Source organism: Rhodococcus sp. W8901, assembly GCF_013348805.1.
In the GTDB taxonomy this organism is placed as follows: Bacteria; Actinomycetota; Actinomycetes; order Mycobacteriales; family Mycobacteriaceae; genus Prescottella.
Genome location: NZ_CP054690.1, coordinates 45,259 through 69,530, shown reverse-complemented (window position 1 = coordinate 69,530; position 24,272 = coordinate 45,259). Strand labels below are relative to the sequence as shown.

Genomic DNA, 24,272 nt, shown 5'->3' with positions numbered 1-24,272 from the left:
GACGGTACCCTGGTCAGCCCACCAAACGGCGCAGATAGGCCTGTGCCCGTTCGGAATTCCAACCGAACACCTCGCGAAGTCCCGTCGTCATCGTGGCGAGATACGGGGCCGACGGCTCGGTCGGGGCGACGTCACCGCGGCCCACGACGGACGTGAACGTGCGCAGTGGCGCGCCGTCGCGGTCCCCGAGATCGACGATGCGGTCGTAGCAGGCCGGTTCCTGCGCGTGGATGTCGTCGAACTGCTCGGCGGTCACCAGATACGCGCAGGCGGCGGTATCACCGGGCACCTCCGGGTCGTAGAACGCGCGCCCGCCACCCCACACGAGGGATTCGCCCGCGAAGTGCACCGTGCCGGGCAGTCGGACGGCGACGCGGTCGGCGGGCGCGCCCGGATCTCGGGCCCCGGTGTACGTGCGCCCGCCCCCGGCCGGACATCCGCCGCGCAGGTAGCAGTCCAGGCGGGCCCGCGACATGTTGGACCCGTAGCTCACGTACCAGACCTGCACAATTCCGACGGTACGCGCCCTGTTCATCGGATACAGTTTTGTATCGAAAGGGTTCTCCGATCCTGAAACCGGGGGTGACCAGTGCAGACGTCCGAATCCACGACCGGCGCCGCGGGCGCCGACGCCAAGCCCCGGCGGGTCACGAAGCGACGCGCGGAGACCCGCCAGCGCCTGCTCGACGCCGCCGGCGAGGTGTTCGCGGCGGAGGGGTTCGGACGCTCCACCGTCGAGCAGGTCTGCGATCGGGCCGGCTACACCCGGGGCGCGTTCTACTCGAACTTCACCTCGCTCGACGAGTTGTTCCTCGCCATGTGGGAGCAGCGCTCCGCACAGATGCTCGACGGCATCCGCACCGCCCTCGCCGACGCGGCCTCACGGCCGTCGACCATGACACTCGAGCCGGCCGTCGCGCTCGTCCTCGCGGCCATCCCCGTCGACGACGCGTGGTACCGCATCACCGCCGAGTTCACCGCACACGCACTGCGCAACCCGGCACTCACCCGCGTGATGGTGGCACGGGAGGACGCGATCCTGCAGACGATCATGCCGATCATCGAGGACGCCCTCGCCGCCGCGGGCCGCCGGGTCACCGATCGGGAGGCGCTCGGCCGCGCGCTCGTCGCCCTCCACGACGGCACCAGCATCCAGGTCCTCATGGAACCCCACAACGAGGCGGTGCGGCAGGCGCGCGAACGCCTGTTCGTCACCGTCGTGAGCAGTTACAGCAGCAGTACCGATACGGACAGGAGATAGGCCGTGGCAACAGAAGCCGACGTCATCGTGGTCGGAGCGGGACTGGCAGGTCTGGTCGCGACACACGAACTCGTCAAGGCCGGGCGCAGGGTGCTGGTCGTCGACCAGGAGAACGTGGAAAACCTGGGCGGGCAGGCTTTCTGGTCGCTCGGCGGGCTCTTCTTCGTCGACAGCCCCGAGCAGCGCCGGATGGGCATCAAGGACTCACGTGAACTGGCCCTGCAGGACTGGATGGGCAGCGCCGGCTTCGACCGTGACCGTGAGGATCACTGGCCCCGGCAGTGGGCCGAGGCGTACGTCGACTTCGCGGCCGGCGAGAAGCGTTCGTACCTGAACGATCTGGGGCTGCGGCTGATGCCGAACGTCGGCTGGGCCGAGCGCGGCGCCGGACTCGCGTACGGTCACGGCAACTCGGTGCCGCGGTTCCACATCACGTGGGGCACCGGCCCCGAGGTGGTGCGGGTCTTCCGCGAGCCCGTCCTCGACGCCGCGAGCCGCGGCCAGGTCACCTTCCGCTACCGGCACCAGGTGGACGAGCTGATCGTCGAGTCCGGCGCCGTGGTCGGCGTGCGCGGCACCGTTCTGGAACCGTCCACCGAGCCGCGGGGCGTGAAGTCGTCGCGCACTCCCGCAGGCGAATTCGAGTTGCGCGCCCAGGCGGTCGTCGTCACGTCCGGCGGCATCGGCGGCAACTTCGAACTGGTGAAGAAGAATTGGCCCGTCGACCGCCTGGGCCGTGCGCCCGAGCGGATGATCACCGGGGTCCCCGCGCACGTCGACGGCCGCATGCTCGGGATCACCGAGGACGCCGGCGGCAACATCGTCAACCGGGACCGCATGTGGCACTACACCGAAGGCATCGTCAACTGGGATCCGATCTGGCCCAACCACGCGATCCGCATCATTCCCGGCCCGTCCTCGCTGTGGTTGGACGCGACCGGCAAGCGCCTGCCGGTGCCGCTGTTCCCCGGCTTCGACACCCTCGCCACGCTGAAGCACATCCTGAGCACCGGGCAGGACCACTCCTGGTACATCCTCACGCAGTCGATCATCGAGAAGGAGTTCGCGTTGTCGGGGTCCGAACAGAACCCCGACATGACCGGCAAGGACCTCAAGCTGCTGCTGGGGCGCGTCAAGAAGGGGGCGCCGGGCCCCGTCGAGGCCTTCAAGCAGCACGGCGAGGACTTCGTGGTCCGCGACAACCTGCGCGACCTCGTCGACGGCATGAACGCGATCAACCCCGGTCCCCCGCTCGATTACGCGCAGGTGGAGCGGGAGGTGACCGCCCGCGACCGCGAGGTGGACAACTCCTACTCCAAGGACATGCAGATGATGGCGATCAACAACGCGCGTTCCTACCTGCCGGACAAGGTGATTCGCGTCGCCAAGCCGCACCGTCTGCAGGATCCGGCGCACGGGCCGATGATCGCGGTGCGCCTGAACCTGCTCACCCGCAAGACCCTCGGCGGCCTCGAGACCAACCTGGACTCGCAGGTGATCCGGCCCGACGGCAGTGTCTTCGACGGCCTCTACGCGGCCGGTGAGGTGGCCGGGTTCGGCGGCGGCGGCGTGCACGGCTACAACGCGCTCGAGGGCACGTTCCTGGGTGGTTGCATCTTCTCCGGACGGGCCGCCGGGCGCGCACTGGGACGGAGCCTCGGATGAGCGCGGGCCGCACCGCGCTGGTGACGGGTGCGTCGTCCGGCATCGGCCGGGAGGTGGCACGCCTGCTGGTGGCGCGCGGCTACCGGGTGCTGGGTACCACCCGCAATCCCGCTGCCCTGCAGGACAACTCGAGGATCAGGGGGGTCGAGTACCTCGCCCTGGACCTGTCCGACCGGACGAGCATCGAGGCGTGCGCGCGGGCCGCGGGCGATGTGGACGTCCTCGTCAACAACGCCGGCGAGAGCCAGATGGGCCCGTTCGAGGAGCTGCCCACCGACGCGATCGACCGGCTGTTCCAGGTGAACGTCCTCGGCGCGGTACAGCTGACCCAGTTGCTGCTGCCGAGGATGCGCGAGCGAGGCTACGGCCGAGTGGTGATGGTGGGCTCGATGCTCGCGAGCTTTCCGCTCGCGTTCCGATCGTCGTACGTCGCCGCGAAGTGCGCGCTCAAGGGGTTCGCGTCGGCGGCGCGCCGCGAGCTGAGCCCGTTCGGGGTGTGGCTCACCACCGTCGAGCCGGGCACCATCGCGACCGGCATCGGCGACCGCCGCACCCGCTACATCGGCGACGGATCCCCCTACACGGGCGACTACACGACCGTCGCGAATGCGATGCAGCGCAACGAGGATCGCGGCATCCGGGCCGAGAAGGTGGCCGAGCTGGTCGTCAAGGCGATCGAGGCGGACAAGCCGAAGCCGCTCTACGCCGTCGGCAACATGGCACCGCTGGTGTTCACCGTGCGCCGCCTCGCGCCGCGCGCCGTCACCGAGAAGATGATGGCCCGCTTCCACGGCCTGCGCTGACGCCGACGGACGTCCCGCCGATCCCCCGACGGATCGACGGGACGCCCGCGCGTCATGCGAGATCAGCTACCGCTGGAGCCGCTCGAACCACCGGAGCCGCTCGAACCACTGGAGCCACCGGAACCGCTCGAACCGGCGCCGGTCCCCGAGTCGTCGAGCGGATCGGTGCCCCCGGCGTTCGCCGGGAACAGGAATCCGGTGGACTTCGTCGTCAGCGTCGTACCGGACTCGGCGGGCACCTTGGCTCGCCAGTTGACGATCGGGTTGAGCATCCCGAACGGACCGCAACCCGTGGCGCCCGGGAGCTGGAAATCCGTCGCCGTGTTCTGGATGTTGTCGATCGCAGCGGTTCCCGCGGGATACGGAGTGGTTATGTCGGTGACGGGCAGATCGTCCATCGGGTTCGACTTGTTCAACTCGAACACCACGGGGGCATCCTCGGTCCCGATGTAGCAGTTGTCGCCGAGGAACGGGTTGTCGATCTTCAGCCTCACCGGCAGCGTCATGTCGAAATCGGTGATGATCCCGTTGAAGACCGGAGCATCCACCGCCTCCACGGTCGACGTCACCGCGGCCAGCCCGAACAGGTTGTCGAACGGAAGATCGATCCCGAGCACGCCACCGGGCACGGTCAGCGGCTTGCTGTAGACGCCGTTGCTGCCGTCGTCCCGCGGAACGAAGTCCACCTCGCCCAGGTTGCCGGCGATGATCATGTCACCGTCACCGATCGGCAGGGTGAAGCCGTTGTTCGAGAACGTGCCGTTTCTGACGACGACGGACAGGCATGCCTCGGTGAGGTCCGGGTCGCACACCGCGCCGCCCGGGACCGGCGTGGTCACCGGATCAGCCGATGCCAAGGGCGCCAGCAATGCCATGGACGCACCGATCGCGCCCCCCACAACGGCCACGCGCTTACCGGCGCGCCACCACGAATTAGACGAATCGTTCTTCACGCGTTCTCCTCAGTTACCGAACACTCGACACACGCGACCGCGTTTGCGGACGCGCAGAGGTAACGAACTGCGACGGACGCAAGCCCGCCGCGAACTACGGTGAATCAATCTGCTGCGCAGCGCGGTCAGCGTTCCACAGCACCGGAGACGGCCCCGAAAACCCGCAGCAGTCTGCATTTTCGGGAACGAACTCTGCGCGAGTTCCACTGTTACAGGCGGTAACAGCTGAGCTGGTTTATACCACAGCGCAATGCCGACGAATGGGGAATTCGCCGCTTTCCGCCGCTACGGAGATTAGGGTCTACCAGTCGGTAGTTTTGCGTGCAAGACTGATCGACCATGACCAGCACACGTGCAGTTACCGTCGTGGTCGCGGCCGCCGGCGCACTGCTCCTCGCCGGGTGCAGCGGCGCGGACTCCGGCACGGTCCGCGCGGAGCACGACACCACAACGGCCGCGGCGTCGTCCTCCACGTCGTCGGCATCGTCGGCATCGTCGGCAACGTCGATACCGGCCGAGGCCACGGCCGCCCCGACGCCTGCGGCCGAATCGCCCACTGCTCCAGCCCCGCCCACCACGACCGCGGCCCCTGCGCCACCGGTGACGACGGTGCCGCCACCGGCCCCGCTGCCGCCGGCGCCCCCTGCAGCGGGCGGCATCGACAGCCGCTCCCCCGACCGGATCGTCGCCGACTCCGGGGAGCGCGGGCAGCGCTATCTCGCCGCGTTACGGGTGGCGGGGATCCCACCGACGGGCATGGACGCCGCCGAGGTGTTGTACGCACAGGGCACGTGCGAGGCTCTCGCGCGCGGCGACGCCCGGTCGAGCGTGCTGGCCGAATTCGATTCGGTCGGAACGGCGTACGCACAGTTCCTCCCGATGCCGGCGGATCGGATCGCGGAGATCTATGTCTCGACCGCGGAGCGGACGTACTGCTGACAATCGAGAGGGCCCGCGAGCCGTCGGCTCGCGGGCTCTACCCCGTGCTCGTCAGGCCGACGACCGCAACCAGTTCGCCATCCACGACGTCGCGGTCGCGCCGTTGCGGTCCACGACGTAGCCCCGGTAGTCCTGGTGCACCTGGGACTCGTAGAACTGCGTGAGCTTCTCGGCGCGGTCCTGGTTGGCGCCGTCGGACGACTGCGCCTGCAGGGTCGGCACGCCGCCCGCCGCGATCAGATCCTGCACGATCGTCAGCGCCTCCTGCGTGTACCGCCCGGTGAGCGGCGCGAGCGGCGACGAGTTCTGGGCCAGGAATCCGGCCAGGCGGGTGACGAAGTCGTCCTTGGGCGTGGAGCAGTAGAGGTCACCGACCGCGCAGAACGTCCGGGTCTGCGGGGTGACCATTCCGAAGCCGCCGATCCGCGGCCCGCCCGCACCGTTGCCGATCACAGGCGGACCGATGAGGGTGTCGCCCTCGGACCTGCGAGGATCGGACAACAGGCCGACCGCCACGATCCGGGACGGGGGCACCACCCCGAGTCCGGTACCGATCTCGGCGGCCAGGTCACCGGCCGCGTCGGCGCCCTGGCTGTAGCCGATGATCGCGAAGTTGGTGTTGCCACACCGCTGGGCCGCGTCGGCGATGATCGCCCGGGCATTGTCGACGGCCTCACGCTTGGAGGCCCCGTAGACCTCTGCCTCCCACGGGAACGCCGTCGCGGCGTACGTCACGTAATCGACCCTCGCCGTCGACGGGAGCGGATCGGTGACGGCGGCCAGCATGCCCGGTCCGGGCCGAGTGTCGGCCTCGGTCGACGTCTCCCAAGTGCCCGGAATGGCGACTACATGGAGGTTCGGGCACGCCGGCGCAGCCTGCGCGGACCCCACCCCGACCGACACCGCCGAAGCGAAAACTGTTGCAACGCAGGCGCCGATCACTGTCAGAGAATTCTTCACACGCATCAACACCGCACCCCACTCACTGATCCGAGTGGCCACTTCCCCATGGCCACGAGCCGTGACGTCCCCTCCCGTGACAACGCCTCCGGGTGACGCGACACGTAGATACTGGCAGGTCTACGTTGCGAGACGGTGCACGATCGGTAAACGCACGTTACCGGACGGACGGTTCCGTGTGGGGTCCTTCGCAGAGCCGACGAAACGGGTGCGCGGGGATCGAAAACGGCGGGCCCCCTCGACTTGTCGAGGGGGCCCGCCGCCTGACTCAGATCAGCCTCCCAAGCTGCCGAACAACCCCGACAAGCTACCGAGACTTCCCGGGCCTTCGTTCCCCGGCAACGTGTCCGGGTCACCGGTCACGCTGACGTTCACGGGTGCCGCAGCCGAGTCGATGAAGCCGGCGTCGGCCGTGAACTGGGCGGTGACGACGAACTCGCCCGGGTTCTGGAAGAACGTCGTCAAGGTCGCGACACCGTTCCCGTCCACCCGCACCGGTCCGCCGAGGAGCGTGTCACCGAGCTTGAACTGCACCATGCCACGCGCGTCCGCCGGGTCGAGACGGGCGGTGAGCGTCACCGGCGAGCCCTTCGCGGTCGAGGCGACCGGATCGACGGTGATCGTGGTGGCGACGTCCGCGGCCGGGGCCTCGGTCACGCTCACCGGGTACTGCAGCGAAACCGACGGGGAGATCCCCTCCACACCCGAGTAGCGAGCGATCACTCGATGAGTGCCGTTGGTAGTGAAGGTGTGCGGGAGCACCGCGGAACCGTCGTCCATCACGTTCGCGGTGCCGACCGCGGTGCCGTCGACCTCGAAGGTCACCGTGCCGCCGGAGACGCCCGGCTCGACCTTCGCAGTGAGGTTCACCGGCTGGTCACGGTAGGCGTCGTGATCCGGTCCGGTGACTGACGTGGCGGTCTGGATGTCCAGCGAGGTCACCGAAACCGACTTCGAGCCGGACGACGGGTTGGAGAACTCCGCGCCCAGGAACTTGGCCTCGTAGTTGTAGTCGCCGTCGACGTCGAGCGTCTGGGTGAGCGACGCCTTGCCGTTCACCAGATCGACCGGAGCACCGACATTCTCGCCGCCGAGAGTGAACTGAACCTGCCCGCTGTCCGGGGTGGGCACCACCGTCGCGCTGAGAGTGAACTCGCTGCCGTTGGTCACAGCACTGGGGCCGTCCAGACGTGTGACGGTATCGACGACCGCGCGCTGGATCTGCACAGTCGAGAGAGGGCCGGCACCCGTGTTGAGCGGACCACTGGAACTGTCTCTCGGGCTGCACTGGGTCGGCGCCCATACGTTGCTCACCGGCCACGGCGCATTTGCCCGCGGAAGGAACGTCAGGAAGTTGGCGTCGTCGGCGTAATTCCCGGCATTGCCTGCCGTGCGCAGCTTCAACTGGACCTCGCCAGTGGCGCCGGCCTTCAGTCGCGCCTTGACCTGCGGCAATTGGAAGCTCGTGTTCGCGCCGCCCGTCGCGGCGGCCTTGATACCCCCCTCCGAATTCTTCGAAGCGCTCGGACCGTTACCGATGGTCTGGTTGTTGCCAGACAGGCGAATGATCTTGCCGTTGGCATCCACGGTGCCCTGCTCGTTGACGACGAGCACGTTGGGCGTGACACCGGACAGTCCGGAGCTCGTGCCCGCCACCACCTCGGCGCCGAGGAACTGCGCGTTCTCCGGCATCGCCACGTCGATCTTCAGTCGCGACACGTTGTTGAGACTCGCACCCGAGCCCAGATCGTTCGGTACCGAGATCGGTGGCGGGATGATGGTCACCACGAACTCTTCGCCCGGCGCGACCGACGTAGGCGCGTCGACCGTCACCGATGCCTCCTGCACCTGGTGCTGCGGGCCGCCGGCCAGACTGGAGTCCGGAGTCGCCTGGCACGCGTTCTTGAACGCTGTCGTGACCACCTCTGCCGCCGCCGGGGCGGCGCCGAGCAGTGCCGCACCCGAGGCGACCGTCGCACCCACCGCAACCGGTGCGATGTAGCGGAAAAGCCTGGAATTCATCGATCCTCCTGCACTCATCTCGTCAGCTCCCCAGCGATCCGGTGAACAGCCCGCTCAGCGAGCCCAAGCTCCCTGCACCCGTGCCCGGGTTCTCCGGCGCAGCGGACACGTTCAGCACCACGGGATTCGAGACGGTGTCCCGGAAGCCTTCGCCGCCGAGGAACTTCGCGCTGAGCACCTGCGTGCCCTCGGAGTCGAGCGAGGTGGTGATGGTGGCCTTGCCGTCCACGACGGCCACCGGGCCGCCGATGGCCTCGGTACCCTTGTAGAACTGGACGGTGCCCTGCGCGTCGGCGGGATTGACGTCCACGGTGAGCGTGACGGTCTGGCCGACCACGGACAGGCCCTGGACCTTCAGGTCCGCGTTCACCGCGGTGAGCACGGGCGCGGCCGGAGCGACCGTGGCAGTGAACTCGGCGGAGGTGGAGGCGCCGAAGCCCTCGGTGCCGGTGAACTCGGCGACCACCTGGTAGGAACCGGCGGTGTCGAAGGTGTGCTCGAGAACTGCGACACCGTCTGCGGTGCCCACATCGGCACGTCCGACCTCGGTGCCGTCGACGCGGAAGACGACCTCGCCGCCGGTCGGGATCGGACGGACGGTGGCCATGAGGTTGGTCGGGCTGCCGGCCTCGGCGCTCACCGGTTCGACCACGATGGTCGTGGTGCTCCAGTCGGGATTGTTCACGGTGAAGTCGGCCGACGACGCGGCGGAGTTGTTGTAGCCGCCCGTGCCGACGAAATCGGCGGTGAAGCTGTGCGCCGAAGCCTCGGGGAAGGTGCGGGTGATGCTCGCGGTACCGTTCGAGACCGCAACGGGCTCACCGTAGTTCGCGCCGTCCACCTTGAACTGGACGTGCCCCGCGGCCGAGGCCGGGGTCACGGTCGCCGTGACGGTCACATCTTGGCCGACGAGAGCCGGGTTCGGCGACGCCTGCAGTGTCGTGGTGGTGTCGGCGGTGACGTCGACGGTGTGCGCCGTGGACGTCGAGTTGTGGAACCCGGCACCGGCGGTGAACACCGCGCTGATCGAGTGCGGGCCGACTGTGTCGAACGTGTGCGGAAGTGTCGCAACACCGTTAACCGGGGTGACCGGCGAACCGATGTTGTTGTCGCCGTCCTTGAACTGCACCTGGCCGGCGGCATTCGTCGGATCGACCGTGGCGGTGAGAGTGACGGACTCACCGGTCTTGGCCGACGCCGGCGCCTGCAGCGTGGTCGCCGTGGTCACGTTGGGATCGACCACCTGCACGTTCACGTTGAACGGGTTCTGCCCCGACTGGGTGGTGAACGCGTTCACGTCGAAGAGGAGACCGCTGTCGTAGGTTCCGAACGCGAATGTGTCCGGCACCTTGTAGGTAGCCTCCAACGTGACGGGCTGACCGCCCTTGACCACGAAGCCGCCGACCAGAAAGGTGCAGCCACTCGTGCACTTGGCCGAGACGCCACCGTCGCTCTCGTTGGTGATCGAGGCCCTGGTGGTGACGCCGAGGTAGGTCGCCTTGGCGCTCTGCAGAACGAAGCCGGTGGGCGGAATGTCCCTGATCTTGGCGATCGACCGCTCGAGGCCGCCTCGGAAGCTGATCTCGCTCTTGTAGGTGACGGTATCGCCGGGATGCAGGACCGCAGGGCCGACGACGGTCTTCGAGTAATTGAGGTTGTCGACGACGCCGGTATTGCTCGACGGCGGGTCAGCGGCCGCGGCGACGCCGGCACCGGCGCCGATCATCACCGCCAGCGCGGCACCGGCGGCGAGCGCCGGTGTCGCGAGTCTACGAAGCGTTGACGAGAACACAGATCCTCCTCGGGTAGCCCGCCCCCCGACTTGGCGGTTATGTGGCGTACATCACACGAGGCGGACCCTAGCCGTTGCAGGATCGTTGCATAAGCGTTTTCTGGTCGATCGTCCAGAAAGAGGGTGTCGAAACGGACGAAGGCCCCGTTCCACGCGAGGCGAATTGCGTGGAACGGGGCCTTCGGGCCTTCACATCGGCGGGGGAACGACGCTGGTCCCCGCCGAAATCTGCAATCAGCGCTGGGGCGCGCTGGTGGTCTTGATCGGTGACGGCAGGGCCGTCGATCCCTCGAGGAACTGGTCGACCGCGGCCGCGCACGAGCGACCCTCGGCGATGGCCCACACGATCAGCGACTGACCGCGGCCCATGTCGCCGGCGACAAAGACACCGTCGACGTTGGTTGCCCACTCCGACGAGCGGGCGACGTTGCCGCGCTCGCCCAGGTCGACGCCCAGGTCGGTGAGCAGACCCGGCTTCTCCGGGCCGACGAAGCCCATCGCGAGGAACACGATGTCGGCCTCGAGCTCGAAGTCCGAGCCCTCGACCTTCTCGAAGCGCCCGTTCACCATCTTGACCTCGTGGGCCTTCAGAGCAGCGACGACCTGCCGGCCGTTCTCCTCGCGTCCGACGAACGCCTCGGTGTTGACCGAGAACACGCGCTCGCCGCCCTCCTCGTGCGCGGAGGAGACGCGGTACATGAGCGGGTACGTCGGCCACGGGGTCTGGTCGGCACGCTGCTCCGGCGGGCGCGGCATGATCTCGAACTGGTGCACGCTCTCGGCGCCCTGACGGTGGCTGGTGCCGAGGCAGTCGGCACCGGTGTCGCCGCCGCCGATGATGACGACCTTCTTGCCCTTCGCCGTGATGGTCGGCTCGGCCAGATCGCCCAGCTGCACCCGGTTGGCGATCGGCAGGAACTCCATCGCCTGGTGGATGCCGTCGAGCTCGCGGCCCGGGATCGGCAGGTCGCGCGCCTCGGTGGCACCGCCGGCGAGGACGACCGCGTCGAACTGCTCGCGCAGCTGCTCGGCGGTGATGTCGACACCGACGTTGACGCCGGTGCGGAATACCGTGCCCTCGGCCTCCATCTGCGCCAGGCGGCGGTCGATGTGGCGCTTCTCCATCTTGAACTCGGGGATGCCGTAGCGCAGCAGACCGCCGATGCGGTCCTCACGCTCGAACACCGTCACCGAGTGCCCGGCACGCGTGAGCTGCTGTGCGGCAGCCAGACCCGCGGGGCCCGAGCCGACGACGGCCACCTTCTTGCCGGTGATGTGCGACGCGCGCACCGGCTGGACCCAGCCCTCGTCGAAGGCGCGGTCGATGATCTCGACCTCGACCTGCTTGATGGTCACGGCGTCCTGGTTGATGCCGAGCACGCACGCCGCCTCACACGGCGCCGGGCACAGCCGGCCGGTGAACTCCGGGAAGTTGTTGGTCGCGTGCAGCCGGTCGATGCTCTCGCGCCACCGATCCTTGTGGACCAGGTCGTTCCACTCGGGAATGAGGTTTCCGAGCGGGCAACCGTTGTGGCAGAACGGGATACCGCAGTCCATGCACCGGCCGGCCTGGGTCTCGAGGGTGTCCGAGGAGAAATCCTCGTACACCTCCTTCCAGTCCATCAGGCGCAGCGGCACCGGACGGCGGATGGGCAGTTCGCGCGACGTGTGCTTCAGAAAGCCGTTCGGATCACCCACGAGCTGCCTCCATGATTGCGTCGTCCACGTTGATTCCGTTCTTCTTCGCGGTCTCGATAGCGACGAGGACCTTCTTGTAGTCGCGCGGCATGACCTTCGCGAAATGTGCCTTCTGGTGCGACCAGTCGGCGAGGATCCGGGCCGCAACCTCGGATCCGGTCTCGTCGCGGTGGCGCTCGATGGCGCCGTGCAGCCACTCGAAGTCCTCGACGCTGAGGTCCTCGAGATCGACCAACTCGGTGTTGAGGTTGGTCCCGAAATCACGGTCCGGATTGAAGATGAACGCGACACCACCGGACATGCCGGCGCCGAAGTTGCGTCCCGTCTTGCCGAGGATGACCACCTTGCCGCCGGTCATGTACTGGCAACCGTGATCGCCCACGCCCTCGACGACAGCGGTGGCGCCGGAGTTGCGGACTGCGAAACGCTCACCCACGATGCCGCGGATGAGAACCTCACCCGTGGTGGCACCGAACAGGATCACGTTGCCGCCGATGATGTTGTCCTCGGGCACGAATCCCGCGGCCGTCTGCAGCGGCGGGCGGACGACGATGCGTCCACCGGACAGGCCCTTGCCGACAAAGTCGTTGGCATCGCCGTGCAGGCGGAGCGTCATGCCCTTGGGCACGAACGCGCCGAAACTGTTGCCGGCCGAACCCGTGAAGGTGATGTCGATCGTGTTGTCCGGCAGGCCCTGCGCGCCGTAGACCTTCGTCAGCTCGTGGCCGAGCATGGTGCCGACCGTGCGGTTGACGTTGGTGATCGCCGACTCGAACGCGACGGCCTCGCCCTTGTCGAGCGCATCGCGTGCCTGCTCGATCAGCTGCTGGTCGAGCGCCTTCTCCAGACCGTGCTCCTGCGTGCCGGAGCAGTACAGGTCCTGATCCATGAACGCGGACTCGACCTTGTGCAGGATCGGCGACAGGTCCAGCTTGGACGCCTTCCAGTGCTCGAGCGCCTTGGTGGTGTCGAGGACGTCGACCTGGCCGACCGCTTCCTGGAGGGTGCGGAAGCCCAGCTCGGCGAGCAGCTCGCGCACCTCCTCGGCGATGTACAGGAAGAAGTTCTCCACGAACTCCGGCTGGCCCGCGAAACGCTTGCGCAGCACCGGGTTCTGCGTCGCCACACCCACCGGGCAGGTGTCGAGGTGGCACACGCGCATCATGATGCAACCCGAGACCACGAGCGGCGCGGTGGCGAAACCGAACTCCTCGCCGCCGAGCAGCGTCGCGATCATGACGTCGCGGCCGGTCTTCATCTGACCGTCGACCTGGACCACGATGCGATCGCGAAGACCGTTGAGCAGCAGCGTCTGCTGGGTCTCGGCGAGGCCGAGCTCCCACGGGGCGCCGGCGTGCTTGAGCGACGTCAGCGGCGACGCGCCCGTACCACCGTCGTGACCCGAGATGAGGACCACGTCGGCGTGTGCCTTGGAGACACCCGCGGCGACGGTGCCGACACCGATCTCCGAGACCAGCTTCACGTGAATCCGTGCCTGCGGGTTCGCGTTCTTCAGGTCGTGGATCAGCTGTGCCAGATCCTCGATCGAGTAGATGTCGTGGTGCGGCGGCGGCGAGATGAGGCCGACGCCCGGGGTGGAGCCGCGCACCTCGGCGACCCACGGGTACACCTTGTGCGGCGGCAACTGGCCACCCTCGCCGGGCTTGGCTCCCTGCGCCATCTTGATCTGGATGTCGGTGCAGTTGGTCAGGTAGTTCGACGTGACACCGAAGCGGCCCGACGCGACCTGCTTGATCGCCGACCGGCGCCAGTCGCCGTTCTCGTCCGGCGTGAAGCGCGACGGATGCTCGCCGCCCTCACCGGAATTGGAGCGTCCACCGAGACGGTTCATCGCGATCGCGAGCGTCTCGTGGGCCTCGGCGGAGATCGAGCCGTAGCTCATCGCGCCCGTCGAGAACCGCTTGACGATCTCGCTGGCCGACTCAACCTCGTCGATCGAAATCGGCTCGCGCAGACCGGTCTTGAACTTGAACAGACCGCGCAGCGACGCCAGGCGCTCGGACTGGTCGTCGACCAGCTTGGTGTACTCCTTGAACACCTCGTACTGGCCGGTCCGGGTGGCGTGCTGGAGCTTGAACACCGTGTCCGGGTTGAACAGGTGGTACTCGCCCTCGCGACGCCACTGGTACTCGCCGCCCACCTCGAGCTCGCGGTGCGCGCGCAGCTCCGGACGGTCGAGGTACGCATTGGCGTGCCGCACAGCGACATCCGCGGCGATCTCGTCCAGGCCGATGCCGCCGAGGTTGGAGTGCAGGCCGCTGAAGTACTCGTCCACGACCTCCTGCGACAGGCCGATCACCTGGAACAGCTGGGCACCGGTGTACGACGCGAGCGTCGAGATGCCCATCTTCGACATCACCTTCAGCACGCCCTTGCCGGCGGCCTTGATGTAGTTCGAAACGGCCTTGTCGAGCGTCAGACCCTGCAGCTGGTCGCTCTGCAGCAGCTCGTCGATGGTCTCGAAGGCCATGTACGGGTTGACGGCCGCGGCACCGCAGCCGAGCAGCGCCGCCATGTGGTGGACCTCGCGGGCATCGCCGGACTCGACGATGAGACCGACCTTGGTGCGGGTCTTCTCGCGCACCAGGTGGTGGTGCACCGCGGACGTCAGCAGCAGCGACGGGATCGGCGCGTACTTCTCGTTGGACTCGCGGTCCGAGAGCACGATGATGCGGGCGCCACCGGCGATCGCCTCGGAAACCTTGTCGCGCACCGTGTCCAGGGCCTTGCGCAGCCCCTCGCCGCCCTTCGCGACCGGGTACACACCACGGACGACGACGCTGCGGAAGTGCGGGAACTCGGCGTTGTCGTTGAGGTGGATCAGCTTCGACAGGTCGTCGTTGTGCAGGATCGGCTGCGGCAGCACGATCTGGCGGCACGACGCCGCCGACGGGTTCAGCAGGTCGGCCTCGGGGCCGATGGTGCCGCCCAGGCTGGTGACGATCTCCTCGCGGATCGCGTCGAGCGGCGGGTTGGTGACCTGAGCGAACAGCTGCTGGAAGTAGTCGAACAGCATCCGCGGGCGCGCCGAGAGCACCGCGATCGGGGTGTCGGTGCCCATCGAGCCGAGCGCCTCACCACCGGTGATCGCCATCGGCTTGACGAGGAGGTTGACCTCTTCGTTGGTGTAGCCGAAGATCTGCTGGCGCAGCACGACCCGGTCGTGGGTCATGTACGTGTACTTGCTCTCCGGCAGGTTGTCGATCTGGACGAGACCCTCGTCGATCCACTGCTGGTACGGGTGCTCGGCCGCGAGCTCCGACTTGATCTCGTCGTCGGAGATGATGCGGCCCTGCGCGGTGTCGACCAGGAACATGCGACCCGGCTGCATGCGCATCTTGCGCACGATCTTCTCGGGGGCGATGTCGAGGACACCGACCTCCGACGCCATGACCACGAGGCCGTCGTCGGTGACCCACACGCGGGACGGGCGCAGGCCGTTGCGGTCGAGCACGGCGCCGACGACGGTGCCGTCGGTGAAGCACACCGACGCCGGTCCGTCCCACGGCTCCATGAGCGCAGAGTGGTACTGGTAGAACGCCTTGCGCGCCGGATCCATGCTCTCGTGACGCTCCCAGGCCTCCGGGATCATCATCAGCACGGCGTGCGGCAGGCTGCGGCCGCCGAGGTGCAGCAGCTCGAGCACCTCGTCGAAGCGGGCGGTGTCCGAGGCGCCCGGCGTGCAGATCGGGAAGATCTTGTCGAGCGCGCCCTCACCGAAGACATCCGAGCGGATGAGCGCCTCGCGGGCCCGCATCCAGTTCTCGTTGCCGCTGACGGTGTTGATCTCACCGTTGTGGGCGACGCGGCGGAACGGGTGCGCCAGCGGCCACGACGGGAAGGTGTTGGTGGAGAAGCGCGAGTGCACCAGGCCCAGCGCGCTCTCGAGCCGATCATCCTGCAGGTCCAGATAGAAGCCCTTGAGCTGCGGGGTGGTGAGCATACCCTTGTAGACGAACGTCTGGCCGGACAGGCTGGGGAAGTACACCGACTCGCGGCCCGGGCCGTCCTCGCCGGCACCGGCGTCACCGAGCTCGTGCTCGACGCGCTTGCGGATGACGTACGCACGGCGCTCGAGGTCCATGCCCGTGACGGTGTCTTCGGCGGAACCGGCGCTTCCGATGAACACCTGACGGAACGTCGGCATCGCGTCGCGGGCGAGGGAGCCGAGCGACGAGTCGTCGGTGGGGACCGCACGCCAGCCGAGGACCGTCAGGCCCTCCTCGGCGACGATCTTCTCGACACCGGACGCGGCCTCGTCGGCGGCGTCGGCGCCCTGGGGCAGGAACGCGATACCGGTGGCGTAGGTGCCCTCGGCGGGCAGCTCGAAGTTGACGACGGCGCGCAGGAACCGGTCCGGAACCTGGAGCAGGATGCCGGCACCGTCACCCGTGTTGGGCTCGGAACCCGCGGCACCACGGTGCTCGAGGTTGACCAGCGCGGTGATCGCCTTCTCGACGATGTCGCGGCTGCGACGACCGTGCATGTCGACGACGAATGCGACGCCGCACGCATCGTGCTCGTTTGCCGGGTGGTAGAGCCCCTGGGGCCCGGGAAGATGCTTCATACCTACTGCCTTCGTATGCGTAAATGCACCGACGACCAGCAGCGCTGATGGCCATACAACTGCAGAGCATGTACCGACACGACACTGTGTTCGGCACCGACCGAGAATGGCTCGTCATTGAGCCTCGGCACGGGACTGACGTCCGCCCCGGCGACGTTGCTCGAGGGCGTTTCGAACGGTCATGAGTCCACCGTGTTGAGAAAAGGTTAATTCACACCCCTGGGACAAACGCAACCAAGGCTCCCCTCTCTACGCTGTGACCTGCGAGTTTGCGTTCGCCTTCTGGGCGAATGCAGCGCACGTCACAGCCTAGGACGAATGTTTCGTCCCCGGGAGGGCGGCGAATTGCAGCTTTGCCACGATCGTCCTACGGCCGCGCTGCGGCCGCATCTCGCTGCGGTGTCGGGGGTGTTGCAGCGGTGCCGATCAGGCCCCGGGTTCGATCGCGACGACCGACACCGTGTTGCTGTCGTAGTTGGTCACGAAGGCGCGCGTGCCGTCCGGGGTGATCGCGACCGCGGACGGGCTGTCACCGACCGTGACGGTCCCGACGACGGCGTTCGCGGCGGTGTCGATCACCGACACGGTGTCGCTCGCGTAGTTGGTCACGTACGCGCGGCCGCTGTCCGGGGTCACCGCCGTCCCGAACGGGCTGTCGCCGACCGGAACGGTCGCGACGACGGCGTTCACCGGGAGGCCGATCACCGACACCGCGTCGCTGTCCCAGGCGGTGACGTACGCCCGGGTGCCGTCCGGCGTGAGCGCCACCCCGAACGGCCCGTCACCGACCGGAACGGTCCCGACGACGACGTCGAGGGGAATCCCGATCACCGACACTTCGTCGCTGCCCTGGTTGGCGACGTAGGCCCGGGTGCCGTCCGCAGTGATCGCGACCTCGGACGGAAGGCGGCCGACGGGGACGATCGCGGTCACCGCGTTGGCCGCGGTGTCGATCACCGACACCGTGCCGCCGTCGTAGTTGGTGACGTAGGCGCGGGAACCGTCGGGCGTGATCGCCACACCCTCCGGGCTCGCACCGACGGGCACGGTGGCGGCGACCGCGTTGGTGGCGGTGTCGATCACCGACGCCGTGCCGCTCTCGGAGTTGGTGACGTAGGCCCGTGCCCCGTCGGGGCTCACCGCCACGCCGGTGGGGAACTTGCCGACCGGCACAGTCGCGGCGACGGAGTCGGTGGCGGTGTCGATCACCGCGACGGTGTCGTCGAAGTAGTTGGTGACGTAGGCGCGGGAACCGTCCGGCGCGATCGCCACCTGGGTCGGTCCGCCGCCGACCGAGATCGTCGTGGTGACGTTGTCCGCGTGGACAATTGGACCGGGCAACATCAGCCCCGCCACCGACACGGCGACCGCGGCTGCAGATGTGGACAACGAGATCATGCGTATTCCCTTCTCCAAGCGGACGAATCGCCGGAGTCGGGCGCCCGACGCCGCCATCGCCACCAGGGACGACCATGGTTGTGTCCGGCCGACTCCCGACGGCACCCGGCACGCTCTCAGGCCCGAAACCAGACATCCACCTCGCTCACCGTCACGGCGGCGCATCAGTTCTCATCTCCATTGGACGCCGTGCCCACGAGCCTGTAAACACCCCAGACGATCCGGGGACGGCGCGAAACGCTGCCCGGAAGGATTGCGACACCTCCGGTACGGTCCCTCGCATGGCTGGTTGCGCAGCGATCCTCGGGGGCGGCATCGGTGGACTCACGGCCGCCAATCATCTGACCCGGCGCGGCTGGGACGTCACCGTCTTCGAGCGTTCCGCGGCCCCGCCCACGACTGGAACCGCGCTGGGGGTGTGGCCGCAGGCGGTGGCGGCACTGGACGATGCCGGCGTCGGTGACGGGGTTCGGAAGCTGGGCGCGATGCAGCGCCGCGCCGCGTTCCTGCGGCCGGACGGGTCGGTGATCGGACGGGTCGACAGCGAACGCCGCACCGCCTACCTGATCTCCCGGCCCGCCCTGCACGGCGTACTGCTCGACGGCCTGCCGGGCGGGGTCGTCCGCTTCGCGACACCGTCCCCCGACCTGGCGACGCTCGCCGGGTTCGACGTCGTCGTCGCCGCCGACGGCACCCGCAGCGCCACCCGCGACGTGCTGTTCGGGGCGCAGTACCGACCCGGGTACACGGGAATGACCGCCTGGCGCGGATGGATTCCGGGCGAGGCGGCCTCGGTGAGCGAGACGTGGGGGCCGGGTGCGCTGTTCGGAATCACGCCGCGCGAGGGCGGGCTGGTGAATTGGTTCGCGGCGGTCCGCTCCCCCGCCGAGTCGACCGGTGGGCTCGACTTCCTGCGGGCCCGGTTCGGCGACTGGCACCAGGACATCCGCAAGATCCTCGAACAGGTCGACCCCGACGTCGTGCTGCACCACGACCTCTACGAGTCGCCGCCGCTGCCGTCGTACGTGCGCGGCAACGTCGCGCTGATCGGCGACGCCGCGCACTCGATGGCCCCGAATCTGGGGCGCGGCGCGTGCGAGGCGATGGTCGATGCGGTGACGCTGGGCCGCCTGCTGACCGAGCACCCCGTCGCCGACGCGCTGCGCCGCTACGACCGGGCGCGGCGGCGTCCCACCCGTCGACTCGTCCGGGCGTCGCACCTGGTCGGCCGGGTCGCGACCGCGCGGCACTGGATCGGTGTGCGCGACGCCGCCGTCAGGCTGGGTTCCCGTTTCGCGTGAAACATCCACCCGCGGCGCGGGCGGGGGCCAAAATAGCTACTGGCCGCAGCGAGTGAACAGCTGCGGCCAGTGCAGGACGAACAGTAGCACCTGTTGAACGTTTGTCTCACAGGGATCGGAACTTCTTCGCGGAGTGTCCGATCGCCCGGATCGAACGCCCTGATCAGGCCTTGGCGGCGACCTTCTCGTCGACATCCGCCGTGACGGGATGCGTCGACGCGGCGGGCTTGCGGCCGGGAATCGCCGACGCGATCGCCGACGCCACGAGTGCGACACCACAGCCGATCAGCAGACCCGTACGGAACCCGGCCTCGGTGGGCATCGTGTGACCACCGACGTCGACGCTCATCTGCGCCAGCACGACGCCCACGACCGCGGCGGCCACGGACGTACCGACCGAGCGCATCAGGGTGTTGAAGCTGTTGGCCGAGCCCGTCGCCGACGGCGGCACCGCGCCCATGATCAGCGCCGGCATCGCGCCGTAGGCCAGGCCCACGCCCGCGTTGGAGATACAGACGACCACGAGCAGACCCCACGTCGACCCGAGCAGCAGCATCGACGATCCGTAACCGAAGGCGATGACCAGCGCGCCGAGCACCAGCGTGACCTTGGGGCCGCGGGCGGCGGACAATTTCGCGCCGAGCGGCGAGACGGCCATCATCACGAAGCCGCCGGGCAGCATCCACAGACCCATCGCGAGCATCGACTGACCGAGGCCGTATCCGGTGGACTCGGGCAGCTGGAGCAACTGCGGAATGATCAGCGACTGCGCGTACATCGAGAACCCGACGACGACGGACGCGGAGTTGGTCAGCAGCACCTGCTTGCCGGCGGCCAGGCGCAGGTTCACCAGCGGATCGCTGGTGCGCAGCTCCCACCATCCCCAGGCCAGGAGCACGATGACCGCGGCCGCGAACAATCCGAGGATCGACGCGCTGCCCCAGCCCCAGACGGCACCCTTGGAGACGGCCAGCAGCAGGCTCACCAGGCCGGCGCCGAGGCCGATCGCACCGACGTAGTCGAACCGGCCGCCCGCGGCCATGGCCGGGGTGGCAGGGATGAGACGCCAGATCAGGACGCCGATGACGACGCTGAGCACCGCGCAGCCCCAGAACAGCACGCGCCAGCTGGTGTTCTGCGTGACGGCCGCCGAGATCGGCAGACCGAGCGCGCCACCGATGCCGAGGGTCGCGCTGATCAGGGCGATCGACGATCCCAGCTTCTGCGGCGGCACCAGCTCACGCAGGGCGCTGATACCGAGGGGCACCATTCCCATGCCGAGGCCCTGCAGGCCGCGGCCGATGACCATCGGAGCCAGGGAGTCGGCGAGTGCACACATCACCGAACCGGCCGCGAGGGGGAACGAGCAGAACAGCAGCATGCGCCGCTTGCCGAGCAGGTCACCGAGCCGTCCGGTGACGGGCGTCGCGACGGCGCCGACGAGCAGCGTGATCGTGATGACCCACGACGCGTTGGACGCCGTCGTGTCGAGGATGCGAGGCAGGTCGCCGATCAGCGGCACCACCAGGGTCTGCATAAGTGCCGCCACGATGCCGGCTACCGCCAGCACTGTGACGATGCCGCCCGAACGGGCGGTGGACGCGGAGCTGTCCACGGGACTCCCAACTTCTAAGATCAACGGATTTCGTTACTCAAACTAGTTGCAGCATACAACCAACTTGTATCGTGCAATCAAGTTGTATCGCGCAAATTCCCAGCTAGGGTGATATGTCCGGTTTCACGGGGCACAATGGGAGGGCATCGAGCGCCGAGGACCGATGCGGGTTGTGAGAGGACCGAAATGCAGAAACCCACGCATCTGATCGACTTCGAGACCATGCTGCTCGGTCGACACGTGCACCACAACAGCCCGCGCCCCCGGCGCAGCGGCGGCCACCTCGACAGCAGCGCCTACGTGCTGCTCAGCCGCATCGACATCGAGGGCCCCATGTCGATCGGACAGCTCAGCGACGCCCTCGGCCTCGACACCTCCACCCTGCACCGGCAGACCACCTCGATGCTCGGTAGCGGACTCCTCGAACGTATCCCCGACCCCGAGGGCGGGATGGCCCGCAAGTTCCGCATCACCGCGGAGGGCAAGGCCCGCCTCGATGCGGAACGGGCGGGGAGCATCACGGCGCTCGACAAGATGATGGAGGACTGGGAGGCCGAGGACGTCGCCGCCTTCGCCGCCTACCTCAAACGGTTCAATACCGACATCGAGAGAATGGGCGGACGGCCCTGGCCCCGGCCGTGACCGGCGGCCTCCGGACGTGAAGAAGCCGCGCAACAGATTTCCGTTGCGCGGCTTCTCTTCTCGGTGGAACTACGCCGACAGGCGCTTCGCGGATTCCGGTGCCCCGACCTCGGTCGACTGGTCGTCGGCCTGCAACTCACCGACCTCGCTCTTGAGGATGCGCAGCGACCGGCCCAGGCCGCGGGCGGCGTCGGGCAGCTTCTTCGACCCGAACAGCACCAGCAGGACCACCGCCACGATCGCCCAGTGCCCCGGGCTCAGCGCGCCCATCAGGACGGCTCCTTGCCGTCGGGGTAGACGGCGTCCACCTCGACCTCGACGAGCCAGCCCGCCACCGGCAGCGTCCCGACCTCGAGCGCGAACCGGGTGGGGCGGGCGCTGTTCCGTTCGATCGGCGCGGCGGGCGCCGCGGTGCCCATCGGGACCAGCACGGTGTCGCCGGTCTCGAGGTTGGTGTTGGCGAAGAACTGGCGGTACGCGCGGTTCCAGCCGGCGTAGTCGGCCCGGTCGGTGCCGGGGGCGTTGTCGAGGAACACCCGCATCGTGACGACGTCTTCGAGCGTCAGTCCCTGGGCTTCGAGATTGTCGCGAATCTTCTCGAGCACGCCTATGCCCTGCGCCTCGGTGACCGTCACACCGGCGGGGAGCACTCCCCCGCCGAACTGGCTGTCGATGTACGACTCGGGGGTGCCCTCGGGCGCCGACTTGTCGGACGCGGAGGGTCCGATGCCGCTGGTCTTGTAGACCGCAGTGTTCGCGCCTATCGCGACACCCTGCGCGATCATCGGATTCGCCTCTCCCACTTCGAGAACCGACTTGGAAACGAAGGTGCTCCCGGGTGTGGTCTCGGCCTCGGCGGTGTCGGACGAGCACGCGGTCGCCGTGACGAGCAGCGCCGACGCGGCGAGGGTGGCGGCGAAGGTCTTGCGGGCAACGGATTTCATGGTGGCTCCTCTGCGAATGTGACTGGAATTCAGGCGGCCTGGGCCACACGCTGATGAATGTTCGTGACGACGTCCCGGGCCGACGTGAACGCGCCGTGCTGCCACGCGATGGCGTTGGACAGGTGGTCGCCCGCGAAGTAGATCCGGTCCACCGGATCGAGCAGCTTGGTGTACTCGGGCGTGGCCATGCCACCGTGCGAGTCCCCGGCCCCGGCCCACGACGCCCACGCCGACTCCGAGTACTTGGTGCGCCGCCACGAACCGGAGAACGACGACGAGATGTCACGGGTGTACTTGTCGCCGTGGATCTCCGAGCCCTCGGCGAGCGCCTTCGCCAGACGCTGCCGGTGCGTGAGCGACTCGAATCCGAGCTGGCGTCGCCCCGAGCTGTAGTACGCGACCACGACGCCGCGGTCGGAGTTGTAGTGGTCGTACGGGAACATGATCTGCGAGATGTCGCGGTCGGTGTTCGACGCACCGCCGTAGATGCGGTCCTCGGTCTCCCACCAGCGGCGGGAGTACTCGATGCCGAGCTTGCCCGACGACGACGGCTTCGCGGCCCGCAGCGCGGTGATGATCTCGGACGGCAGGTTGTTGTCGAGCCGCTCGATCAGGTGCGGCGGGATGGTGCAGATCGCGTACTCCGCGGTGACGGACCTGCGCTGCCCGCCGACGCTGTACTCCACCGTCACGCCGTCCGGGGCGTTCTTCATCGACGTGACCTCCGCACCGTAGACGAGGCTGTCGCCGATTTCCTCCGCGAAGCGGTAGTAGATGCGGTCCATGCCGCCCACCGGAGTCAGCATCGTCATCGCCTGGTCGTACTCGAAGTCGAACGCGAAGTTGCGGCCGATGCCGCTCTGGATGACGTCCTGCATCCCGAACGGCTGCTTCTGCGTGCCGAAGTTGAGACCGGCGCCGGGCTCGGTGTCGTAGCCGCGGCGCGGCGAACCGAGATAGCGACCGTCGTCGGACAGATCACCGAAGCTGGTGAGGAACTCCGAGAGTGCGTCCTTGTCCCCCTTGGTGAGGACGTCGTCGAGCGCGCCCTGGTTGGTGGCCTTCTGCAGCAGTTCGGACATGTACCCGAAGGTGTCGGCCTTCGCCGCCCGGTAGGTGATGGACTGGCCGGCCAGCGGCCGGCTGCCCGTGTAGTTGATCATCGTGTTGGCGTTCTGGTTGCCGAAGATCTGCAACTCGACGCCCAACTCGCGGCAGTAGTCGAGGGTGATGTGCCCCTGCGGGATGCGGGTCGCGCCGAGGTTGAAGAAGTGGCCCTCGGAGAACGTGCACTTCTGGGTCTCGCCGCCCAGATCCGTCTCCTCGGTACCGGCCCGCACCGACCACACGCGGCCACCGGGCCGGGTCCGCGCCTCGAGCACGGTCACCTTGTACCCGGCCTTGCGCATCTCGTACGCAGCGCACAGCCCCGCCGGTCCGCCGCCGAGGATCACCACCGAGTGATCCCCCGCGACCGAACCGACCAGGTCACCCGGTGCCAGCGACTGGAAGCGCCTCGGCGTCGCCGCGGTGGCCGGCGCCAGACCGATCGAGGACATCGCCCCGTACGCCAAGCCCGCGCCACCCGTGACGCCGAGCGCCTGCATGAAAGATCTACGTGTGAATGCCATTTCACGCTCCCAAATGTCCGCCCGGCGATCCGGGTGATCCGTTGGGACTCATCCTGGATA

General features: G+C 68.2%; 18 protein-coding genes. 6 read left to right on the top strand and 12 right to left on the bottom strand.

Annotation, left to right across the window (positions count from 1 at the left end; all coding sequences use genetic code 11):
- Positions 1-13: 13 nt before the first annotated feature.
- The gene (locus tag HUN07_RS00310; RefSeq protein WP_254622702.1) at positions 14-535 is read right to left on the bottom strand and encodes a hypothetical protein; all 522 of its coding nucleotides are present in this window, start codon (positions 533-535) and stop codon (positions 14-16) included.
- A gap of 54 nt (positions 536-589) precedes the next feature.
- Here HUN07_RS00310 and HUN07_RS00305 point away from each other — a divergent pair, with 54 nt between their 5' ends.
- The 3 genes from HUN07_RS00305 to HUN07_RS00295 are packed head-to-tail and all read left to right on the top strand — an operon-like array spanning position 590 to position 3,729.
- A complete protein-coding gene (locus tag HUN07_RS00305) occupies positions 590-1,261 on the top strand; it encodes a TetR/AcrR family transcriptional regulator (protein ID WP_114720366.1) in 672 nt (223 codons plus the stop codon).
- Positions 1,262-1,264: 3 nt separating this feature from the next.
- Positions 1,265-2,926, top strand: coding sequence for an FAD-binding dehydrogenase (locus HUN07_RS00300; RefSeq protein WP_114720364.1), 1,662 nt, complete (start codon positions 1,265-1,267; stop codon positions 2,924-2,926).
- Complete coding sequence (locus HUN07_RS00295; RefSeq protein ID WP_174907232.1) at positions 2,923-3,729, top strand: SDR family oxidoreductase; 807 nt, start codon at positions 2,923-2,925, stop codon at positions 3,727-3,729. The genes HUN07_RS00300 and HUN07_RS00295 overlap by 4 nt, the downstream gene beginning before the upstream one ends.
- A 62-nt stretch (positions 3,730-3,791) precedes the next feature.
- Here HUN07_RS00295 and HUN07_RS00290 read toward each other — a convergent pair whose 3' ends face one another.
- On the bottom strand, positions 3,792-4,682 hold the full coding sequence (locus HUN07_RS00290) for a hypothetical protein (RefSeq protein WP_174907230.1): 891 nt from the start codon (positions 4,680-4,682) through the stop codon (positions 3,792-3,794).
- A 339-nt stretch (positions 4,683-5,021) separates the two neighbouring features.
- On the opposite strand from HUN07_RS00290, the gene HUN07_RS00285 reads away from it, so the two are divergent.
- Positions 5,022-5,621 carry a DUF732 domain-containing protein gene (locus tag HUN07_RS00285; protein ID WP_174907228.1) on the top strand — a complete coding sequence of 200 codons (600 nt, stop codon included), beginning with the start codon at positions 5,022-5,024 and terminating at the stop codon, positions 5,619-5,621.
- Between the two features lie 51 nt (positions 5,622-5,672).
- Here the strand turns inward: HUN07_RS00285 and HUN07_RS00280 are convergent, their stop codons facing one another.
- From HUN07_RS00280 to HUN07_RS00255, 6 genes are all read right to left on the bottom strand, one after another.
- Positions 5,673-6,587, bottom strand: coding sequence for a cutinase family protein (locus HUN07_RS00280; RefSeq protein WP_174907227.1), 915 nt, complete (start codon positions 6,585-6,587; stop codon positions 5,673-5,675).
- Positions 6,588-6,854: 267 nt separating this feature from the next.
- Positions 6,855-8,603 (bottom strand): Ig-like domain-containing protein, encoded by a 1,749-nt coding sequence (locus tag HUN07_RS00275; protein WP_114720356.1) that lies wholly within the window; start codon positions 8,601-8,603, stop codon positions 6,855-6,857.
- Positions 8,604-8,625: 22 nt separating this feature from the next.
- A complete protein-coding gene (locus HUN07_RS00270; protein WP_254622701.1) occupies positions 8,626-10,395 on the bottom strand; it encodes an Ig-like domain-containing protein in 1,770 nt (589 codons plus the stop codon).
- A gap of 234 nt (positions 10,396-10,629) precedes the next feature.
- The gene (locus HUN07_RS00265; protein ID WP_174907225.1) at positions 10,630-12,093 is read right to left on the bottom strand and encodes a glutamate synthase subunit beta; all 1,464 of its coding nucleotides are present in this window, start codon (positions 12,091-12,093) and stop codon (positions 10,630-10,632) included.
- Entirely contained in the window at positions 12,086-16,681 is a 4,596-nt protein-coding gene (gltB, locus tag HUN07_RS00260) for a glutamate synthase large subunit (protein WP_174907223.1), read from the bottom strand. The genes HUN07_RS00265 and gltB overlap by 8 nt, the downstream gene beginning before the upstream one ends.
- A gap of 426 nt (positions 16,682-17,107) precedes the next feature.
- Positions 17,108-18,079 carry a YncE family protein gene (locus HUN07_RS00255; RefSeq protein WP_174907221.1) on the bottom strand — a complete coding sequence of 324 codons (972 nt, stop codon included), beginning with the start codon at positions 18,077-18,079 and terminating at the stop codon, positions 17,108-17,110.
- A 281-nt stretch (positions 18,080-18,360) separates the two neighbouring features.
- Here HUN07_RS00255 and HUN07_RS00250 point away from each other — a divergent pair, with 281 nt between their 5' ends.
- The gene (locus HUN07_RS00250; protein ID WP_174907219.1) at positions 18,361-19,380 is read left to right on the top strand and encodes an FAD-dependent oxidoreductase; all 1,020 of its coding nucleotides are present in this window, start codon (positions 18,361-18,363) and stop codon (positions 19,378-19,380) included.
- A 163-nt stretch (positions 19,381-19,543) separates the two neighbouring features.
- Here HUN07_RS00250 and HUN07_RS00245 read toward each other — a convergent pair whose 3' ends face one another.
- Positions 19,544-20,995 carry an MFS transporter gene (locus HUN07_RS00245; RefSeq protein WP_174907217.1) on the bottom strand — a complete coding sequence of 484 codons (1,452 nt, stop codon included), beginning with the start codon at positions 20,993-20,995 and terminating at the stop codon, positions 19,544-19,546.
- Between the two features lie 186 nt (positions 20,996-21,181).
- Between HUN07_RS00245 and HUN07_RS00240 the strand changes: the two genes are divergently transcribed.
- Positions 21,182-21,637, top strand: a complete 456-nt coding sequence (locus tag HUN07_RS00240) for a MarR family winged helix-turn-helix transcriptional regulator (RefSeq protein WP_174907215.1) — start codon at positions 21,182-21,184, stop codon at positions 21,635-21,637.
- A gap of 69 nt (positions 21,638-21,706) precedes the next feature.
- Here HUN07_RS00240 and tatA read toward each other — a convergent pair whose 3' ends face one another.
- From tatA to HUN07_RS00225, 3 genes are read right to left on the bottom strand one after another with little or no spacing between them, the layout of a single operon-like run.
- The gene (tatA, locus tag HUN07_RS00235; RefSeq protein WP_174907213.1) at positions 21,707-21,907 is read right to left on the bottom strand and encodes a Sec-independent protein translocase subunit TatA; all 201 of its coding nucleotides are present in this window, start codon (positions 21,905-21,907) and stop codon (positions 21,707-21,709) included.
- Positions 21,907-22,581, bottom strand: coding sequence for a Rid family hydrolase (locus HUN07_RS00230; protein ID WP_174907211.1), 675 nt, complete (start codon positions 22,579-22,581; stop codon positions 21,907-21,909). The genes tatA and HUN07_RS00230 overlap by 1 nt, the downstream gene beginning before the upstream one ends.
- Positions 22,582-22,610: 29 nt before the next feature.
- A complete protein-coding gene (locus tag HUN07_RS00225) occupies positions 22,611-24,188 on the bottom strand; it encodes a flavin monoamine oxidase family protein (RefSeq protein ID WP_174914272.1) in 1,578 nt (525 codons plus the stop codon).
- Positions 24,189-24,272: the final 84 nt, after the last annotated feature.

Bases quoted from the DNA above. Each gene is read 5' to 3' on its own strand.
- HUN07_RS00310 (WP_254622702.1), bottom strand. From the start codon at position 535: ATGAACAGGGCGCGTACCGTCGGAATTGTGCAGGTCTGGTACGTGAGC.
- HUN07_RS00295 (WP_174907232.1), top strand. From the start codon at position 2,923: ATGAGCGCGGGCCGCACCGCGCTGGTGACGGGTGCGTCGTCCGGCATC.
- HUN07_RS00285 (WP_174907228.1), top strand. From the start codon at position 5,022: ATGACCAGCACACGTGCAGTTACCGTCGTGGTCGCGGCCGCCGGCGCA.
- HUN07_RS00280 (WP_174907227.1), bottom strand. From the start codon at position 6,587: ATGCGTGTGAAGAATTCTCTGACAGTGATCGGCGCCTGCGTTGCAACA.
- HUN07_RS00275 (WP_114720356.1), bottom strand. From the start codon at position 8,603: ATGAATTCCAGGCTTTTCCGCTACATCGCACCGGTTGCGGTGGGTGCG.
- gltB (WP_174907223.1), bottom strand. From the start codon at position 16,681: ATGAAGCATCTTCCCGGGCCCCAGGGGCTCTACCACCCGGCAAACGAG.
- HUN07_RS00255 (WP_174907221.1), bottom strand. From the start codon at position 18,079: ATGATCTCGTTGTCCACATCTGCAGCCGCGGTCGCCGTGTCGGTGGCG.
- HUN07_RS00250 (WP_174907219.1), top strand. From the start codon at position 18,361: ATGGCTGGTTGCGCAGCGATCCTCGGGGGCGGCATCGGTGGACTCACG.
- HUN07_RS00240 (WP_174907215.1), top strand. From the start codon at position 21,182: ATGCAGAAACCCACGCATCTGATCGACTTCGAGACCATGCTGCTCGGT.
- tatA (WP_174907213.1), bottom strand. From the start codon at position 21,907: ATGGGCGCGCTGAGCCCGGGGCACTGGGCGATCGTGGCGGTGGTCCTG.
- HUN07_RS00230 (WP_174907211.1), bottom strand. From the start codon at position 22,581: ATGAAATCCGTTGCCCGCAAGACCTTCGCCGCCACCCTCGCCGCGTCG.
- HUN07_RS00225 (WP_174914272.1), bottom strand. From the start codon at position 24,188: ATGCAGGCGCTCGGCGTCACGGGTGGCGCGGGCTTGGCGTACGGGGCG.